Here is a 17,145-nt window from a genome sequence, read left to right as displayed (position 1 = left end):
GATGACGAAAGATCAAGCGAATGGATCTCATAAAACCAATATTGGTTTTGAGGCTGCAAAGCAGATTATCAATGGCGCCAAGGTGGTTGGAATTGATGGTGTAAAGCTAGATCCGGATGATGTGTTTTTCGATGTTCATGCCATGAACGAACATTATGCGTTAGTCATGATGGGCGGAAAGCCATTGATTTTGGAAGAAAACTTCAAGCGCGGCGATTGTCCGGTCGAGGATCGGGTTAATCTGATGTCGGTTGACGCTTTTCATGCCTGGTTTGCCAATCAGGAACAGTATGTTGCCTCGGACAAAAAGGTTTCGTGGTCTAGGCTGTGGTTTCGAGACCCGGAACGTCGGCAATATCGTGGTGTTTCGTTCGCGCCAGGCACATCAACCCATTCGGGCATTTATAACCTGTGGCGCGGGTTCAGCCTGCGGGCCGATTACGAGGAATGCGAGAAAAAGTGCGATATTTTCCTTGATCATGTCCGCACCAATATAGCGGGCGGTAATGAAGCCCATTTTCGGTTTATTATGGGTTGGGCGGCACATATGCTGCAAAAACCGACGGAGCGGGCCGGGGTGGCTGTGGTTTTGCGCGGCGGGCAGGGCAGTGGCAAAACCCTGTTTGGGCAGACCCTTGGCCGGTTGATAGAAGATCATTACGCGCTGGTGGATGACCCGCGCTATGTGGTGGGGAACTTTAACGCCCACCTGGCGTCTACGTTGCTGTTGCAGGCTGACGAGGGTTTTTGGGCGGGCGACAAGCACGCCGAAGGCCGGTTAAAGGGCCTTGTGACGTCCGATTATCATATGATCGAGCGCAAGGGCGTGGATGCTTTTCGGGTCAAAAACTATGTTCATTTGCTGGTGACGTCTAACAATGACTGGGTTGTGCCTGCGGGGCATGACGAGCGCCGGTTTGCAGTGTTTGATGTATCCAATAACAGCCAGCAAAATCGAAATTATTTCGGGGAAATGATCAAACAGCTTGATGATGGCGGGTATGAAGCGTTACTTGGGTATCTGCTTTCATTTGATATTGATAGCATCAATTTGTGGGATATTCCCAAAACGGCGGCGTTGGCCGACCAAAAGCTGTCCAGCCTTTCTGTCGAGGAATCGTGGTGGCTTGTGTGTTTGCGGCGCGGGCATGTCACATTTCAGAGTGACGGGGCGCAGCATTGGATGCCATACTTGCCCAAGGCGGATGTGTACGCCAATTACCTGCAATGGGTGACGCAACGTGGGCGAAGGTTTCCGCTCACTGAAGAACAGTTTGGCAGGCGACTGATGCGTGTGTGCTCTGGTGTATCGGCGGGCAGGCGACGATTTGACCAAGGGGTGCGGAAATATGTTTACCAGTTCCCTCCTTTGGAGGAATGTCGGCGGCTGTTCGCCGAAATGATCCGCACCGATATCGACTGGTACGAACGCGAGTTTGACGATGCCCATGCCGGGTCGGGCGATTTTTCGCCGGATGATTTTTGACAGGTGAAGTGTGTCTTTCTTTCCGTCCCCCCTTTGTCCTTACTTTTTGAAGGTGCGGGGGACGGGAAAACCCCGGTTTTACAAGGCCGGTCCCAATAGTCCCTAACGTCCCAAGTTGCGCGTATATGTGTATATGGGTGGGCGTGTGTGTGCACAGGCGCATATATACACATATTACATATACATAGGTAACATGGGGTATATAGGACAATAAGATTAACTATCTGAAATCAAAAAATAAAATCACCACTTTTTGTCCCGGCTGAAATTTTAAAATCAGGACGATGGCGGGACGAATAAAGGAAGGCAGGCAAATGAACCGCGAACAGCTACTCAAACCGCTAAAGCCGATTGGCATCGAAGGCTTGGTAAACTGGGCATTTGGGGTGCAATGGATTGGCAAACGGGCCGATAGTGGCAACGGCCTGATGCCGGAACTTCGCATGATGCGTCGGTTAACCGCATCCTACGGGGAGCGGATTGCCGGTTCTGGCGCGGTGCCGGTTGCCAATGACGAACGCCACCCGCAAGCCATGGCGCTGCATCGCGCCTGGCTGGGGCTTCGGGATGTTTCTGGCGACGCCGCCGAAATTGTTCGTTCATGGGGCGAGGTGTGCGGACGGCCTGATTGGTATCCTGACGGGGTGGAGCGGTTTGTGGCGGTGCTTGATGCGCAAGGGCAGCCGGTTCCGGCCCGTGATCACAATCGCAATCTTGCCAAGGCAAGCTGCAAGGTGGAACGGATTGGGCATTCTGAAACCGTTGTGTCGATGGCGCGGGCTGAATATCTGATGTGGTGGCAGGCTCTCTCGGTTTTGCAATTGGATATGCGCGAATTTGGCGATAATTCGCCTGCTGACTGCATCTATCGCATAACGGGCGCAATGCCGCCGAAATTGCCTTGGTTGGCTGATGGCGTGAAAAAAGCACCCAAGGACGAAAAAGCCGCTTGACCTACGCAGGGAAATTTGACACCCTACCCGAGACGAAAAGCGCCCGCACGGTATCACCGGCGGGCGTTTTTGTTTTGCCCTAATGCTGTTGTGAAACGCCCTGGCACATGCCGGGGCGTTTTGCGTTGGGCCTTATGGAGGCTGGCCATGTAACGCTTTCTCGTTTTTTCCCGAATACTCCCTGATGAAACTGCGGACCATACCGGATCAAACCGGCTGGGCCGTTCTTTTTTGGGTGCTGACATGGGCGGCGGCGTGTGCGGGCAGGGTCTGGCGTGTCCCCTGCGGAGCAACCCGGCGCTGCCGTCCTTGTCAGCATCGAAAGGCAATGCCATGCAACCACCATTGGCCGAACCGTCTGCGCCTTCAATGGGCGACGATGATACCCGCGATGATGCCGGGGTCGGGTGTGTGTCGTGCGGCAACACCAACCGCGCCACCTTAATGGCCGTTCGCATGAAAGGCCCCGGTGGTCCCAAACGCCAATCGATGTATTGCGGCAACTGCGGGCAACACTGGACCCGGCACTACGTCGCCCGATAATCCGACGGCCTGCATCACGTCCGCCCAATGGTAACCGATGTGCCAGCCATGCCCGCCAAAAACGAGCGGGTCCTCCCTGGCACTTCTCAACCCGAGCGGGTCTAGCGTGGCGCGGGTGTTTGGTGTGCGTTATCTATTTGAAATCGTTAGGTTGTTGTTTCTGATTATGTTTTGGGGTGATTGTGATGGCTAAGGCTTGGCCGGATGATTGGCCCGATGAATGGGACGGCGACGAGAGCAAACTTTGGAGCCGGGAAGAAACGGCCCGGGTGTTGGGTCTGTCGCTGCCAACCTTTGACCGGATGCGCCATAAGGGTTTGCCGTATCGCCGTGAAGGGAAAAACGGGCGCGCTTATGGTTACTACCTGCCTGAAGTTCATGCGTGGACCACCGGAAAGCAGGTTGAGGAAGAAGAAGAAAAACAGCGCCGCGAAAAAGAACAGGCCCAAGCCGAAATGGCTTTGCTTGGTGGACAGGCGACGGACGAGCGGTCTGGCCTGACAGCCGAACAGCGCAAAAAGCTGTATGAAACCGAACTGGTCGAAATGAAGGTTCGCCGGGAACGTGGCGAACTGGTCGATGCCAACGCCCTGTTTGCCCGTGATGAACAGTTGCTGGGCGATCTTGCGAAGTTTTTACAGTCGTTGCCCGAGGCGATAGGCAGAGAACTTGAACTTGATCTGGGTGTGATCGGCGCGTTGCAGGAAAAAATCGACAAGTATCAAGAGGAATTGGCACGCAAGCTGATGAACAACAATGGAGAAAACGCCGCTTCCTGATTTTCGCGATCCGTGGGTTATTCTGTCGCAGGCAGCGGCGATTTTGTTGCCGCCCAAGCGGATTTCGGTATCCGAGGCCGCCGCGCGTTACCGCCGTGTGGTAAGTGCGGTTTACAACGGCCCGTGGGATAACAGCGTTGCGCCCTACATGGTTGAACCCATGAACATGACGGCGGCACGTGAATATGAAGCGGTTGTTTTTGTAGGCCCTGCGCAGTCGCTTAAAACCGACGCCCTGCTTATGAACCGCCTTGTGCATATGGCGATTTGCGACCCGGTTGATACGCTGGTTTTGCAAATGAACGCCTATACTGCGCGACGTTTCTCTATCAACCGGATGCGCAAGCTGATCGACAAGGAAAGCCCGGAATTTAAAGCCCGGATGTCAAAAGCCCTGCATTCAGACAATATCAACGATAAGAAACTGGCATCGGGTGCGATGATTTCGATTACATCGCCGTCGGTTCCGGTTCTGTCGTCGGAGCCGATCCCCCTTATATTGATTACCGACCGCGACCGGATGGTTGATGACCTGGACGGTGAAGGCGAGATTTTTGACCTTGGCCGCCAGCGCACCAAAACATTCGGGTCGCGTGGCATGACGGTGGCTGAAAGTTCGCCCGGGCGGGATTTTGTAGATGGTCGATGGAAAGCGAAAACCGCGCATGAAGCGCCGCCGGTTGGTGGCATTATCAGCCTTTATAACCGTGGCGATCGGCGGCGTCGTTACTGGATTTGCCCAGATTGCCACGACGGTTTTGAACCGTCTTTCAACCTGTTGGATTGGCCCGAAACCGATAACATCGACGAAGCGGCCCAAAACGTTACGATGCATTGCCCCCATTGCGGCGGTGTCATCCATGAACGCCAAAAGCGCGACCTTGATGCCAATGGCCATTGGCTGGCCGAAGGGCTTTCAATTGTTGAGGGTGAAATTGTTGGCACGGCCCGGGTTTCTGAAATTGCGTCCTATTGGCTAAAAGGGCCGGCGGCGGTTTTTCAAGGCTGGAAAGGGCTTGTCACCCGATACCTGACCGCGCTTGACGAATATGCCAGAACCGGTAGCGAAACGTCGCTGCGTACAACGGTTAATACTGATCAGGCCGAACCCTATATGCCGCGCGCGATTGCCGCACGGGCAGAACAGGGTGAACTGACCGTTGAAAACCTGTTTGCGCGTTGTGAAGATTACCCGTTGGGTACTGTGCCCGATGGCGTTTTGTTTCTGGTTGCTGCGGCTGACGTGCAGGGGAACAGGTTTGTTATTCAGATCGAAGGGTTTGGCGCGCATCTGGAACGCTGGATTGTCGACCGGTTTGAAATTGCGGTGCCCGAACAGGTGGAAGGTTGGACCGAACGGGCGCTGGACCCGGCGGCCTATGCCGAAGACTGGCAGCTTTTGCGCAAACGGGTGCTGGACGTTGCCTGGCCGATGGCATCGATGCCCGGCAAGGCAATGAAGGTAAAACTGTTTGTCTATGACATTCATGGCCGGGCAGGTGTGACCAGCAAGGCATATGATTTTTATCGCGACATCAAACGGCGTGGTCAGCACGAACGGCTTTTGCCATTACGAGGTATCGGTGGTTTTCGGGTGCCCCGGGCCGTTTTGACATGGCCGGATTCAGAACGAAAAGACAAATATGCTGGCGCACGCGGGGAAATTCCGGTGTTGCAGGCGGGTGTTGATCACTTGAAAGATTTTGTGATGGGTGGATTGCGGCGCGAACAAAGCGGGCCACAATACATTCATATCCCGCGTGCAATGGGCACCCTGCATTTGCCAAATGGCAAAACAGAACCCGACGAAGCGGAATTGATGAAATCGCCATTGGCGGAATACCTGGCTGAAATCCGCAAGGATAAGGGTTGGGAAAAGGAAGCCGCACGCAATGAAGCCTTTGACCTTTCTGGATATTGCACGGCGGCGGTTTTACGACTGAATGCCGACAAGATGCCTTGGGATAAACCCGAAAAGTTACCGAACTGGATGGGCCGGAATGGCAACCCGTTTATTGTTGCCTTGCTATCATCGGGGAATGCCGGGCCGGTTGAAATTCCGATGCTTAAACCTAGTGAAACCGATGAAAACGCCCGCATTAATGCGATGATTTCGCAACTTGCATAACAGGATAACCACCATGATTGACCGGCCCGCACTGGAAGCCGAAAAGGCACGGCTGATTGAAGCGCGGACCCGTGTTTTGTGCGGGGAAAGTGTTCAATCCGTCGGGTCGAATGGTCGTAACGTGAGTTATAGCGCGGCCAATCTGACCAATATTAACGCTAGGTTAGCTGAAATTGATCAGTTGCTGGGCCTTGGTGGACGCCATGCGATCGGGGTAAGGGTGCATTGATGAACAAATCATTGGTTGCTAGCGATGGTGTTACGCCGCTGCGTGCGTCCATGACATCATCGCACGATGCGGCAAGCAGTCGGTCGGTTGAAATGTCGGATTATTATCCTGCGTTGCAATCGGCTGATGCTGCATTGTTGCCCGAACGCGATATGATGCAGGGCCGTGCCTGGGATCAGTACCGCAATTCCGGCTGGGCGGTTTCCGGTATTCAGAAACTGCGTGACGGTGTGGTAGGGGCGGGCCTTCGCCTGTCGTCAAAGCCGGACTGGAAATCGCTTAACCTGACATTCGAGCAATCGCGCGATCTGGGTCGCGAATTTGAACGGGGCTGGAATGCGTGGTCAACCGACCCTGATTTTTACTGTGATGTAGAGCGCAAAACCGACTTTAACGGTTTGTGTGCCGTGGCTTTTAATCATTATGTACTGGACGGCGAAGCAATTTGCCTGCCGTACTGGCTGCCTGACCGGGGTGGAAAATATGCCCTTGCCCTGCAAATTGTTGACCCGGACCGTTTGTGCAACCCTAACAACCAGCCTGAAACATCCTATATGCGGGGCGGGGTTGAAAAAGGTAAATACGGGGAGCCGGTAGCCTATCATTTTCGCAATGGTCATCCGTCCGATATCTGGATGGATACCGCGCATGACCCGTTCACCTGGTCGCGTGTTCCTGCCTATGTGCGTGGCACAAAACGGCGCGGTGTTATTCATGCGTTTTTGAAAGACAAGGCCGGTGCGACGCGGGGCCGGGGGCTGTTTACCCCAATCCTTGAACGCATGCATATGGAACGGCGCTGGTCGAAAACCGAATTGCAATCGGCATTAATCCATGCGGTATTTGCGGCCTTTGTAAAATCGCCGTTTGACCAACATATGGCGCAATCGATGCTGGACCCGCAAGGCGGTGCATCGCTTTCGCCATATCAGGATGCGCGCGCCGGGTATCATAACAAAACCAATCTTTCGCTGGATGGGGCGCGTATTCCCAAACTGTTTCCGGGTGAAGAATTGCAATTGTTGCGGTCGGAGCGCCCGAACAACGGGTTTGCGGCATTTGAAGAAAGCTGTTTGCGCTATTTCGCCAGTTCGATGGGGATTTCTTACGAACAAATTTCAATGGACTGGTCGAAGGTTAATTACAGTTCGGCCCGTGCTGCGCTTTTGGAAGTGTGGAAACACATTTCCGTTGTGCGTGCGGAGTTCGTTCGGGACTTTGTTCAACAGGTTTATGTCCTGTTGGGTGAAGAACTGGTCGAGCGCGGGGATGTGAACATTCCCGATGGTGCGCCGGCCTATCGCGATGCCCTTGCGGCGTGGACCCGCGCCAAATGGATTGGCCCGGCGCGCGGGTATATTGACCCGACCAAGGAAGCACAGGCATCGGAAATGCGAATGCAATCGATGCTGTCGACACTGGAAGATGAAGCCGCCGAACAGGGCAAGGATTGGGAAGAACTGACAGAACAGCGCCGTCATGAACTGCAAACGCTGTCTGATTTGGGAATTCCCCGCCCTGAATGGTCGGTTTCATCGGTCGAAACCGACGAAAACGGGCAAACCCAGACCACAACCGTGAATGCCAGACTTGATCGGTATGAACGACGCATGCAGGCTTTGCAGCAAAAGGCACAATCACATGGATTATCCCCGCTTGCTGGGGCGGTTGCTTAACCGCGCCCACCTTGTTACCCCTGACCGGGCGCGTTTGATGCTGGGTGTTTTGGCATCGCGCGCCGGGTTAAGCGGGTTTCTGGTCGATGATACCAGCCCCCAGCCCGAAAAGCTGGATGTGTTGGCGGCGGACTGGAACGGCAACCGCCCGGATCGCAAGATTTACCGGGTGGAAAACGGCATGGCGGTTTTGCCGGTGTCGGGAACGCTGGTTAGCAAGCTGGGTGTTCTCGATCCGTGGTCCGGTATGACCGGATATGACGGGTTGATGGCCAAGCTGGGCGAGGCGTTGCTTGACGATGATGTCAAAGGCATTGCGTTCGATTTTGAAAGCCCGGGCGGCGAAGTCCATTCCCAGCTTTTTGAACTGGCCGACATGATTGCCGGTTCGACAAAGCCGACCTGGGCGATTTGTTCGGATTATGCCTATTCGGCGGCATATTGGCTGGCCAGCCAGTGCGATCATATCACGGTGCCGCCAAATTCTGGCGGCGTTGGTAGCGTCGGGGCGGTGTGTCTGCATACCGATATGACAAAGGCATATGAAAATGCCGGGGTCAAAGTCACTGTTTTACGGGCCGGTGCGCGCAAAATGGAGGTTAACCCTTATGAAGAACTTCCCCCCGATGTGGCAAAGGAGATCGAGGCGGAACTTGAAGTTTTGCGCATTTCCTTTGCGGAACAGGTGGCACAGGGCCGGGGCATCGACCTAAAGGCCGTACTGGCGACCGAGGCGCGGACAATCAATTCGGACGAAGCCCTTCAAATCGGTTTTGCCGATGAACTGATGACGCCATCACAGGCGTTCGCGGCATTTGCCGCTGAAATTTCCAAACCTGCCTCCGGCCCCGCCGGTGGTGATACGACAGCGCAACATATTGGAGGTTCCACAATGGCGCAGAACAAGCCGACGCGGGGCAAGCGTGCCCTGGCTGATGACCAGGTGCCGGATGATGCCGATGCCGCCGAAGATGACGAAGAAGATGACGGCGGCGATGCGCCGGAAGGTGGCAAAAAGCCATCGGTGAAGGATGAAACCGACGCCGGGGATGACGAGGGCGATGGTAAATCGGCTGGCGCACGCGAACGCAAGCGCATTGCGTCCATCATCGGGTCAAATGCCGCCAAGGGGCGTGGTAATCTGGCGCAGCATTTCGCCTTTAATACATCGATGTCGGTCAAGGATGCGCTTGCGGCCCTTGCCGCTGCGCCCAAGGGGGGCGCTGGTCTGGCCGATACGATGGCGTCGGCTGGCAATCCTGACTTGTCGCCATCTGCCCCAACGCCCGGCGAACAACAGGCGGTTGAAGCCAGTTGGGCATCGTCGTTTAAACGTGTTGCTGGCTGAAAGGAAATCCAATGACGACCTATTTGCAGGCTCCGCAGGACGGGGCCTTTTTGATGCGTGAAGTGGATTGGGCATTTCGCGAAACCGGCACCTTGAAGGCAGGCCAAGTGTATCATCCTGGCACGGTTCTGGCGCAACAGGGCCTTGTCGACAATGTTGTGGTTGCTGCTGATGGTGGCAATACCGGCAACGGCACGATCGATGACGCCACTGTTGTTACCGGCAAAGCGGCTGTTCTTGGTGCCTATGTGTTGACAGCCCTTGATGCCACACATTTTTCGGTTACGACACCAAACGGCAACAACCTGAAAAATGCCGTTGTCGGCACTGAATATGCCAGTACCCACCTTTCGGGTTTTACCATTACGGCAGGCGGCACCGCCTTTGAGGCGGGCGATATTCTGACTGTGACCGTTGCTGCTGGCACGGGCGATTTTGTTGCCCTGGACCCGGCAAAAGATGACGGATCGCAAATCGCAAAAGCGATCCTCTTTTCCGGGCAGAACGCTAAAGATTCCGCGCAAAAAGCGGTGCTTGTCACCCGTCTTGCGACGGTTGATGGCAATCGCCTGATCTGGCCCGAAGGCATCACGGCGGATCAGAAAACCGCCGCAATCGCCAGTCTTGCAACCAACCACTTGCTGGTGAAATAAGGGGTATTCATATGCCGACGCTTGATATTTTCAGCACCAACCCGGCATTCAAGATGATGGGCTTAATGTCCCTTGTCGAGAATGTACCGTATGTGCCTGCATTTCTTGGCAGTTTGCCAAATCTGTTTACCCCGCTTCCTGTGCGAACCCAGACCATTCCTATTGAAATCATCGACGGAACCATCAAAGTCGTTAAAACGTCGCAGCGCGGGGAGCCAGCGAAGAAAACGGAAAGCGGCAACCAGCGCAAGCTGATCGATGCGCGCGCACCCCGTATCGCGGTTTCTGATACGTTGTATGCGTCCGAGATTGCGGACATTCGTGCTTATGGCAGCACAACCGAACTGATGCAAATTCAGGATGAAATTACCCGTCGGTTTGCCGGGCCTGTTGGCCTTATGGCGCAAATGGAGCTGACCCGTGAATTTCATCGACTTGGTGCAATTGATGGCAAGGTAATTGACGCCGACGGTGCAACGATCATTGACTGGTATGCTGCGATGGGTGTTAACCGGCCTGGTACGGTTGAATTCGACTTCGCCGCCGCTACGGCCGCTGGCGAAGGTGTTATTCGCCAGCAATGCCGTCAACTGCATCGCGATATTCTAAACGGGTTGGGGGGTGTGGTCCTTTCGGGGATGTCTGTCATCGCGTTGTGTGGTGATGAATTTTTCGACAAGATGGTTGATAACCCTGAAACCCGCGCAACCTACCTTAACCAGCAAGAAGCCCGGCAGTTGCGGTCTGATGGTCTGGCTTATTCGTCCTTTACCTATGGTGAAATTACCTGGGTGAACTATCGGGGCACGGCGGATGGCGCCGTTAGCATTCCGTCCGATGAATTTCGGGCGTTCCCGAACGCGCCGGGCATGTTCGAGGTAGGGCTTGCCCCTGGTGAATTCATGGATACCGTGAATATGCCGGGCAAAAAACAGTACCCGCTGATTATTCCCGACAAAGCCCGCAATATGTTTGTCGATCTCGAACTTTATGCCTATCCGCTGCATATTTGCAAACGTCCGCAAGCCTTGCGGCGTGGCAAGATCAAGGCCGCTGCCTGATGTAGGGGGCCGTGTATTTGATGTTTAAAAGCCTGCCCTTCGGGGCGGGCTTTTTTATTTCCGGGGGTGGCATGCTTGATTTTGATCGATGGCTGAATACCCCGGTCGCGCGAACGTTTGGCCGTGTTGCCAATGTTCGGCACCAATCCGGGAAAATCAGCCAGATTGATGAATTTGATTACCGGCAAAACGCCCATTCTGATGATTTGGGTGGAGATGCCGAAGTACAGTTTTTTGAGTATACCGGCGAATTTCGGGCCGGGGTGGTTCCTGTAAGGCAGGGTGACTTTATCGATGTCGCGGGCCTGACATTTACTGTCGATACGGTAGACCCGGATGATACCGGCTGGGTCAGGGTCGGCCTGATGAAAGGCGAGGTTCGCAATGTCTGACTGGCAAACGCGGTCTGACCTGATGGTTGATTTGCAGACCCGCATTAAGGTGCTGATGCCCGATTGCAATGTCGTTATTGGCCGTTTGATTGAAGTCCCCGCCGATAGCCTGCCTGCTGTTTCGATCTATGCCGCGACCGATGACATGAGCCCGATGGGATCAAGCTGGCAGTTTTCGGCCAATGTGTCGCTGTCGTTCGAGGTGTTTCAGGCCGCCAATAGCGGGTGGTGCCAGGCAACGGAAAGCCTGACAGTCCAGATTATTACCTGTCTTTGTGCATCGGCGGCGTGGCGAGCGCACTGGCAGGCACCGCCCTCATTTACCACCAAACAGTTTGTTCGCGGCGAGGCGGGGCAGCCAATGGTTGGCGAAATTACCACCATTGCCGGTGAATTACGCCGCAAACGGGTGTCGCGGCTGGTCGCGGGTCTGCTTGAAGGCATCGATCTTACTTTGGAGCGTGAAAATGAAAGTCCAGATTAACCCCGGCAAAACTGTCGAGGGCAAGCCGTTGCGGGTTTTTAACCCTGTGCGCCGGGAATTTTTCCCTGGCGGTGAATTTGAATTGTCCGATCAGGATCTGCGCAATCCCGAAATCCGCCGTTTGCTGCCCCCGGTATCGGGTGGTGGTATTTCCGGTGGTGTTTTTGGCGATCTGGTGGTGGTGGCCAATGCCGCGCCCGCCAAAAAGGCAAAGGAATAAACAATGACCATTCCAAACGAGGCATTTAACCAGGTGCCGATTAATACGCGGGTGGCTGGTAGCTATTTTGAAATTGACGGGTCCCGCGCATCGGGCTTTGTTGCCAACCATACCGCGCTGATCATTGGGCAAAGCCTTGCCGCTGGCACGGCGGATGACGATGTTGCCGTGCTGGTCCCTGGTACGGGGGAAAGTGCCGGGGCGCTGTTTGGCGCTGGGTCCATCCTTGCCATGATGGTTGCCGCATTCCGCGAAAACAACCCGACCATGACGCTGTACGCCCTGCCAATGGCTGATCTGGAAGCCGGTGTTAAGGCCAAGGTCGATGTGACTATCACCGGCACCGCCACCGAAAACCGTGCATTGCCGCTATATGTTGCGGGCAAGCGGGTGTTTGTGCAGGTCGCGGTTGGCGATACGGCGGCAAATGTTGCAACCGCAATGGCGACGGCCTTGAATGGGGTGGTTGACATTCCCGTGGTGGCAAGTTCGGCGGCTGGTGTTGTCACCCTGACGGCGAAAAATGCCGGGGAAGTCGGCAACGATATCCGTTTTATGGTGGCGGTACGTGGCGAAATGTCTGGCGAAAAGGTGCCGGCCGGCATTACCATTTCGGCCCCGGACGGAGGTTTTCTTTCTGGCGGGTCTGGTAACCCGGACGTATCAGGCGCGCTGGCGGCGATCGGGTCGCAGAAATTCAATTATGTCGGTATACCCTGGACGGATGGCGCCACGCTTGATGCGCTGTCGGCCTGGTTGGAAGCCAAGCAGGCGGCGGGCAGCGAAGTCGATGTCAAAGCCTTTGCTGCCAGGCGCGGTACACTGTCTGAACTCGTGACTTTTGGCACATCGCGCAACGATAAATTTGTGTCGGTGATTGAAAGCTATGATGCCCCGATGCCCGCATTTGCGCGCGGTATGCGCTATATGGGGCAAGCCTCGGCAAAGCTGTTCAATCATCCGGCCCGCCCGCTTTTCGGGCTGGAATTGATCGGCGAAATGGCGCCGCCGCAAAAAAGCCGGTTTGGCTGGGTGGATAAAAACACCCTGTTGTTTTCAGGTATCACGGTTACCGATGTTGCCGCCGATGGAAAAGTTCGGCTCAACATGCCGATTACCTTGTATCAAACCAACGAATTCGGGGATGCGTCCGAGGCTTATTTGCTGGTCAATACCGTGGCCCAACTTGGCCGGGTGCGCGATGAACTGCAAAGCGTGATTAACAGCCGGATCATGGCGCAACGGCCTGTTCTGGTCGATGATGGCACGGCGATTGATGAAGCCATTCCGCATGTCACGCCAAAATCAGTCAAGGCAACGCTGGTGGCTCACTACGCCTATATGGTCGCGCTGGGTTTTGTTGAAAACCTTGAAGAATTCGAGGCGCGTTTGCAGGTTGGCAAGTCGACAACCAATTCCTATCGCCTGAATGTCATTTATCAGCCCGATTTGTCGAACCCGCTTTACGTCTTTGCGGCAAAGATCGAATTCGAGCTGGATTTCCGTACCTATTAACCGGGGGATAACCCATGCCAACACTTGCAGGGGTGCAGACCCTTAGCGTGAATGGTGCTGCTTTCGCCGTGGCGGAAACCGCATCTTATAATATCGGCGGCAAAACCCGCGAAAATATCGCGGGGGGCGGTAAAGGATCTGTCGGGTTTTCGCAAAAAGGCCGTGCAGCCTTTATCGAGGTCGAGGTCTTTTTAGGCGAGGGCCAAAAATCATCCGATCTTGATGTGCATGCCGGTGAAATCAAGCTGGAATGCGCAGATCGTACCATCATCCTTAGCCCTGGCAGCTATGTCGGTGATCTTAATGTCGATGCCTCGAAAAACAGCCTGACGGCACGTTTTGAAGGCAGTAGCGCACGGGAGGTCTCATAAGATGCCTGCTTTTATGGACGATCTTGACGAGATCGACATCGGCGATTTTGTCGAAGATGGCGACAATGGCAGCAAGGTTTTGCAGCTTGAATATCCGTTTTCCGTAACGGTTAAGGAAGGCGGCAATACCCAGACCGAAACTGTCAAGTATCTGGAATTCCGGCGCCCGCTTGGCAGGGATATGGATAAAATCGAACAAATGGCGGGCAGCGCCATGAAAGGTGCGCGCAGTTTTGTTGCGGGCCTTGTGATTGTGCCTGTCGGGATTAACGCGAACAAACTGGGCGACCTTGATGCCGCCGATATGATGCGCGCCATGAAGGTCTGCTTTGATTTTTTCCCCAAAGGCCGCTCGGGGAATACCGGGGCATCGTAAAGCACCTGGTTGCCCGGTTCGGTTGGCTGCCCGCCCAAATTCACGACATGCCTGTTGATGACATCCTGATCGCGATTGATGCGCTGATCGAAGATGCCGAACGACAGGCAAAAATATATGAAGGCACGAGCAATGGCTAAAAATTATGCCGTGAGTTTTGTCCTGAATGCGCGTGAAAACGTTTCAGGTCCCGTCCGTAGGGTAAAGTCGATGCTGATTTCCTTGCGGGAGGGGGCGGGTAAGCTATCCCGGTCAATGGGCTTCCATCGCATTACCGATGGTTTCCGGCGTTTGGGGCGGTCGTTTTCGGGGTTATCAAGCCATATTTCCGGGGTTGCCGCCGGAATGCTGGGGCTGGCCGGGATTGGTCTGGGGGGCGGGTTGCTTGCCTGGATCATTCACGGGGCCGGTGAGGCCGATGAAATGGCAAAATTCAGCCGTCGCATTGGCATTTCGATCGAACAATTGCAGCTTTGGCAGCATGCGGCCAATCAGGCAGCGGGTATGACCAACGAGGGCCTGCAAACATCGTTTCGCGACCTGACCAAAAATATCGGCGATGCCGCAAATGGCATGGGTCGTGCCCGGCCTGTATTTGAAGCCCTGGGCATCAGCCTGCGGGACGGGCAGGGCGATGTGCGAAGCCTTAATGACATTTTGCCGGAATTGCAGGCGGCCTTTCGCAAAATCCAGAACCCCGCCCTGAAAACATCGGCGGCAATGAAGCTGTTCGGGGAATCCGGGGCGAAAATGGCCCTGTTGCTTGAACAGCCCCAGTCCGAAATGGACCGAATGTTTGGCGATATGCAGCGTCTGGGCGTTATCACGACGCAAACCGCGACTGATACCGAAGCCTATAACGACGCGATGGACAGTTTTGGTAAGTCCATCACCGGTGTTCGTAACGGGCTGATGGGCCAGTTGATGCCAGTGCTAACCCCGTTAATCAAACGGATGACCGATTTTATCGCCACCATCCGCCCGCAAATTGTCGAGCGGCTGGGGGCGGCAATTTCGGGGGCCGCTTCAACCATGATGGGTTGGTTTGAAACGGTAAACGGCGGGGCATCGCCCGCCAGCAAGGCGTTTGAAAGCCTGCTGCAAACCGTTAGCGGCGTAATCGATACTATTGGCAGTTTGGTCGATATGGTGGGGGGCTGGAAAAATGCGGCCCTTGCTATGGCCGCCATCATGGCGGGTCCGTTTATTGCCAGTGTGGTGTCGGTTGCGGCGGCGTTTGCACAATTAGGCTGGTTGATTGCCAGCAACCCGATTGTTCTGGCCGCCGGCCTTGTCGCCGGGGCAGTGTATGCGATTTACGACAATTGGGATGGTATCGCCTCTTATTTTACCACCAAATTTAACAATGTGGCGGCGGCCTTCAAAACCGGATTTATTGACGGCATCATGGGTTATATGAAGGAATTCAATCCCTTCGCATTGCTCTATGACGGCTTTACCGGGCTGGTCGAATACATTACCGGGTTTGACCTGGCCAGCATCATCAAGGAAAAAATCCAGTCGATGGTTTCTGTCCTGCCTGACTGGGTAATCGATAAGCTGGGAATTTCAGTCGATGCCTCCCAGCCAGACCAACCGCCCCCGGCGAAGCCCGATGCAAAGCCTGACATGGCCAGTGCTGCGAACGCGGCAATGGACCGTCGCCAGGCGTCACAACCGGGTTTCGCAGCGCCCGTGGCGCCAGAAGGCAAAATCGTGATCGAACTGAACGGGGCCGGGGCCGATGGCGCACAAATCAAACAAAACCGTTCGCGCGGTATCAGCCTTGAAACGACATTGCGGCGCGGGCCAAGTTTTGCGGGGGCGGGGTGATATTAAGCAGGCGCTTATTGTTTTTTCAGCCGCACGCCGGGGCCTTCGCCGTTTTCGGCGATGAAAATGATGCCCGCTGCTTCTAGAGTGCTTTTGATCGCTATGAGATTGGGTTTGTTTACGTTCGGTATTTCATTGTCGGAAGATTCGGCGCGCCGGACAGTCATCAAACCCACTTCGGCTTTTTCGGCGAGGTCTTGAGCCGTAAATTTAACTAATGCGCGTGCCGCTCGAATTTGCGATCCAGTGATCATTTTTGTACCATATGATTTTTAATTGACCATTAAGCTATCAAGTGATACGAAAAGTACCACTTGGTAACTCATGGGGCAATGAAATCATGTCTACAACAGTCAAATTTGAAGTTCCAACGACCATCACCGGTTTGGCGGCGATGTACAAAGAATTGAAACGGGTCGGCGATGGCGATGCGGATGGCAGTTTGTCCCATTGGTGGGAGGCACAATTGCTTGTTTTGCCAGCCTGTGACGTGGCCGAATTGATGGTCAAGTTCGACATGTTGAGCAATTGGGCCAAGCCAGACAGCGCCGGCATGATGGGGTGGGAGGTGGAGCAGGTGCATCACATGGTGCAATCGATCCGCCGCGATGTGATGGCGATGAAGGCCGGAGGTGATAAATGACCAATCCGGTAGCGTTTGATTTTGAAGGCCAGTCTGTTCGGACAATCGAAATTGAGGGTGTGGTCTGGTTTGTGCTGACTGACGTTTGTGCTGTTTTGGAAATCGGTAATGCACCGCAAGCGGCAAGCCGTTTGGATGATGATGAAAAAAATACTGTCTGTATTAATGATAGTATTCCTGGCAACCCGACAAAAACGATCATCAACGAAAGCGGCCTGTATTCGCTGATCCTGACCAGCCGCAAGGAAGCGGCCAAGCGGTTCAAGAAATGGGTGACGGCGGAAGTGTTGCCGACACTGCGCAAGACGGGCCGTTATGACATTGCCGGGGCTGGCGGGCAGGCCGGGCAAAGCCGCAAGAATTTGCCAACGTCACTGATTCCCAAAGCCGAGCGGCATTATGACCTGGCATTGGTGCGCGAGGCGCGGGCGGTGTATGGCGAGGCCGGGGCGCGG

20 protein-coding genes are annotated in these 17,145 nt (G+C 54.8%); 19 read left to right on the top strand and 1 reads right to left on the bottom strand.

Translation table 11 applies throughout. The annotated features are described in order from the left end of the window. The first annotated feature begins 1 nt into the window (after nt 1). The 17 genes from THS27_RS21235 (at nt 2) to THS27_RS21155 (ending at nt 16,047) form a co-directional block, all read left to right on the top strand. A complete protein-coding gene (locus tag THS27_RS21235; RefSeq protein WP_085594245.1) occupies nt 2–1,486 on the top strand; it encodes a primase-helicase family protein in 1,485 nt (494 codons plus the stop codon). A 314-nt stretch (nt 1,487–1,800) separates the two neighbouring features. Further along, on the top strand, nt 1,801–2,439 hold the full coding sequence (locus THS27_RS21230) for a hypothetical protein (protein WP_085594243.1): 639 nt from the start codon (nt 1,801–1,803) through the stop codon (nt 2,437–2,439). Nucleotides 2,440–2,748: 309 nt separating this feature from the next. After that, nucleotides 2,749–2,982 carry a hypothetical protein gene (locus THS27_RS21225; RefSeq protein WP_139835693.1) on the top strand — a complete coding sequence of 78 codons (234 nt, stop codon included), beginning with the start codon at nt 2,749–2,751 and terminating at the stop codon, nt 2,980–2,982. A 185-nt stretch (nt 2,983–3,167) separates the two neighbouring features. Next, nucleotides 3,168–3,761 (top strand): terminase small subunit, encoded by a 594-nt coding sequence (locus THS27_RS21220; RefSeq protein ID WP_085594240.1) that lies wholly within the window; start codon nt 3,168–3,170, stop codon nt 3,759–3,761. Continuing rightward, the gene (locus THS27_RS21215) at nt 3,739–5,889 is read left to right on the top strand and encodes a terminase gpA endonuclease subunit (RefSeq protein WP_085594238.1); all 2,151 of its coding nucleotides are present in this window, start codon (nt 3,739–3,741) and stop codon (nt 5,887–5,889) included. Before THS27_RS21220 ends, THS27_RS21215 begins: the two co-directional genes overlap by 23 nt. 13 nt (nt 5,890–5,902) lie before the next feature. Then, on the top strand, nt 5,903–6,118 hold the full coding sequence (gpW, locus tag THS27_RS21210) for a gpW family head-tail joining protein (RefSeq protein WP_085594236.1): 216 nt from the start codon (nt 5,903–5,905) through the stop codon (nt 6,116–6,118). Then, nucleotides 6,118–7,794, top strand: coding sequence for a phage portal protein (locus THS27_RS21205; protein ID WP_085594234.1), 1,677 nt, complete (start codon nt 6,118–6,120; stop codon nt 7,792–7,794). Before gpW ends, THS27_RS21205 begins: the two co-directional genes overlap by 1 nt. Beyond that, nucleotides 7,760–9,142: a S49 family peptidase gene (locus THS27_RS21200; RefSeq protein WP_168184963.1), complete on the top strand. Its 1,383-nt coding sequence runs from the start codon at nt 7,760–7,762 to the stop codon at nt 9,140–9,142. Before THS27_RS21205 ends, THS27_RS21200 begins: the two co-directional genes overlap by 35 nt. Nucleotides 9,143–9,153: 11 nt before the next feature. Then, nucleotides 9,154–9,795, top strand: a complete 642-nt coding sequence (locus tag THS27_RS21195) for a head decoration protein (RefSeq protein WP_085594230.1) — start codon at nt 9,154–9,156, stop codon at nt 9,793–9,795. 11 nt (nt 9,796–9,806) lie between these two features. Then, nucleotides 9,807–10,856, top strand: coding sequence for a major capsid protein (locus tag THS27_RS21190; RefSeq protein WP_085594228.1), 1,050 nt, complete (start codon nt 9,807–9,809; stop codon nt 10,854–10,856). Nucleotides 10,857–10,927: 71 nt separating this feature from the next. Continuing rightward, complete coding sequence (locus tag THS27_RS21185; protein WP_139835692.1) at nt 10,928–11,248, top strand: hypothetical protein; 321 nt, start codon at nt 10,928–10,930, stop codon at nt 11,246–11,248. Beyond that, entirely contained in the window at nt 11,241–11,732 is a 492-nt protein-coding gene (locus THS27_RS21180; RefSeq protein ID WP_085594224.1) for a hypothetical protein, read from the top strand. Before THS27_RS21185 ends, THS27_RS21180 begins: the two co-directional genes overlap by 8 nt. Continuing rightward, nucleotides 11,716–11,952: a hypothetical protein gene (locus THS27_RS21175; RefSeq protein ID WP_085594222.1), complete on the top strand. Its 237-nt coding sequence runs from the start codon at nt 11,716–11,718 to the stop codon at nt 11,950–11,952. The genes THS27_RS21180 and THS27_RS21175 overlap by 17 nt, the downstream gene beginning before the upstream one ends. 3 nt (nt 11,953–11,955) lie before the next feature. Continuing rightward, nucleotides 11,956–13,467 carry a hypothetical protein gene (locus tag THS27_RS21170; protein ID WP_085594220.1) on the top strand — a complete coding sequence of 504 codons (1,512 nt, stop codon included), beginning with the start codon at nt 11,956–11,958 and terminating at the stop codon, nt 13,465–13,467. Nucleotides 13,468–13,481: 14 nt separating this feature from the next. Then, nucleotides 13,482–13,838 carry a phage tail tube protein gene (locus THS27_RS21165; RefSeq protein ID WP_085594218.1) on the top strand — a complete coding sequence of 119 codons (357 nt, stop codon included), beginning with the start codon at nt 13,482–13,484 and terminating at the stop codon, nt 13,836–13,838. 1 nt (nt 13,839) lies between these two features. Next, on the top strand, nt 13,840–14,214 hold the full coding sequence (locus THS27_RS21160; protein ID WP_085594217.1) for a hypothetical protein: 375 nt from the start codon (nt 13,840–13,842) through the stop codon (nt 14,212–14,214). Nucleotides 14,215–14,424: 210 nt separating this feature from the next. Then, nucleotides 14,425–16,047: a phage tail tape measure protein gene (locus tag THS27_RS21155; protein WP_168184962.1), complete on the top strand. Its 1,623-nt coding sequence runs from the start codon at nt 14,425–14,427 to the stop codon at nt 16,045–16,047. A 14-nt stretch (nt 16,048–16,061) separates the two neighbouring features. Here the strand turns inward: THS27_RS21155 and THS27_RS21150 are convergent, their stop codons facing one another. Then, nucleotides 16,062–16,301, bottom strand: coding sequence for a transcriptional regulator (locus THS27_RS21150; RefSeq protein WP_085594213.1), 240 nt, complete (start codon nt 16,299–16,301; stop codon nt 16,062–16,064). A gap of 86 nt (nt 16,302–16,387) precedes the next feature. Here THS27_RS21150 and THS27_RS21145 point away from each other — a divergent pair, with 86 nt between their 5' ends. Next, a complete protein-coding gene (locus tag THS27_RS21145; protein ID WP_085594211.1) occupies nt 16,388–16,690 on the top strand; it encodes a hypothetical protein in 303 nt (100 codons plus the stop codon). Next, the coding region (locus THS27_RS21140) for a BRO family protein (protein ID WP_256376830.1) at nt 16,687–17,145 on the top strand (459 nt) is incomplete at its 3' end. The genes THS27_RS21145 and THS27_RS21140, both read left to right, overlap by 4 nt.

It is taken from the genome of Thalassospira sp. MCCC 1A01428 (genome assembly GCF_002115825.1).
Taxonomy (GTDB): Bacteria; Pseudomonadota; Alphaproteobacteria; order Rhodospirillales; family Thalassospiraceae; genus Thalassospira.
Note: the sequence above shows the minus strand (reverse complement) of the source record. Positions and strands in the feature narration are given on the sequence as shown.

What these genes read in the sequence shown, in the direction of transcription:
- THS27_RS21235 (WP_085594245.1), top strand. Translation starts at nt 2, where the DNA reads ATGACGAAAGATCAAGCGAATGGATCTCATAAAACCAATATTGGTTTT.
- THS27_RS21230 (WP_085594243.1), top strand. Translation starts at nt 1,801, where the DNA reads ATGAACCGCGAACAGCTACTCAAACCGCTAAAGCCGATTGGCATCGAA.
- THS27_RS21220 (WP_085594240.1), top strand. Translation starts at nt 3,168, where the DNA reads ATGGCTAAGGCTTGGCCGGATGATTGGCCCGATGAATGGGACGGCGAC.
- THS27_RS21215 (WP_085594238.1), top strand. Translation starts at nt 3,739, where the DNA reads ATGGAGAAAACGCCGCTTCCTGATTTTCGCGATCCGTGGGTTATTCTG.
- gpW (WP_085594236.1), top strand. Translation starts at nt 5,903, where the DNA reads ATGATTGACCGGCCCGCACTGGAAGCCGAAAAGGCACGGCTGATTGAA.
- THS27_RS21205 (WP_085594234.1), top strand. Translation starts at nt 6,118, where the DNA reads ATGAACAAATCATTGGTTGCTAGCGATGGTGTTACGCCGCTGCGTGCG.
- THS27_RS21200 (WP_168184963.1), top strand. Translation starts at nt 7,760, where the DNA reads ATGGATTATCCCCGCTTGCTGGGGCGGTTGCTTAACCGCGCCCACCTT.
- THS27_RS21195 (WP_085594230.1), top strand. Translation starts at nt 9,154, where the DNA reads ATGACGACCTATTTGCAGGCTCCGCAGGACGGGGCCTTTTTGATGCGT.
- THS27_RS21190 (WP_085594228.1), top strand. Translation starts at nt 9,807, where the DNA reads ATGCCGACGCTTGATATTTTCAGCACCAACCCGGCATTCAAGATGATG.
- THS27_RS21185 (WP_139835692.1), top strand. Translation starts at nt 10,928, where the DNA reads ATGCTTGATTTTGATCGATGGCTGAATACCCCGGTCGCGCGAACGTTT.
- THS27_RS21180 (WP_085594224.1), top strand. Translation starts at nt 11,241, where the DNA reads ATGTCTGACTGGCAAACGCGGTCTGACCTGATGGTTGATTTGCAGACC.
- THS27_RS21175 (WP_085594222.1), top strand. Translation starts at nt 11,716, where the DNA reads ATGAAAGTCCAGATTAACCCCGGCAAAACTGTCGAGGGCAAGCCGTTG.
- THS27_RS21170 (WP_085594220.1), top strand. Translation starts at nt 11,956, where the DNA reads ATGACCATTCCAAACGAGGCATTTAACCAGGTGCCGATTAATACGCGG.
- THS27_RS21165 (WP_085594218.1), top strand. Translation starts at nt 13,482, where the DNA reads ATGCCAACACTTGCAGGGGTGCAGACCCTTAGCGTGAATGGTGCTGCT.
- THS27_RS21160 (WP_085594217.1), top strand. Translation starts at nt 13,840, where the DNA reads ATGCCTGCTTTTATGGACGATCTTGACGAGATCGACATCGGCGATTTT.
- THS27_RS21155 (WP_168184962.1), top strand. Translation starts at nt 14,425, where the DNA reads ATGCTGATTTCCTTGCGGGAGGGGGCGGGTAAGCTATCCCGGTCAATG.
- THS27_RS21150 (WP_085594213.1), bottom strand. Translation starts at nt 16,301, where the DNA reads ATGATCACTGGATCGCAAATTCGAGCGGCACGCGCATTAGTTAAATTT.
- THS27_RS21145 (WP_085594211.1), top strand. Translation starts at nt 16,388, where the DNA reads ATGTCTACAACAGTCAAATTTGAAGTTCCAACGACCATCACCGGTTTG.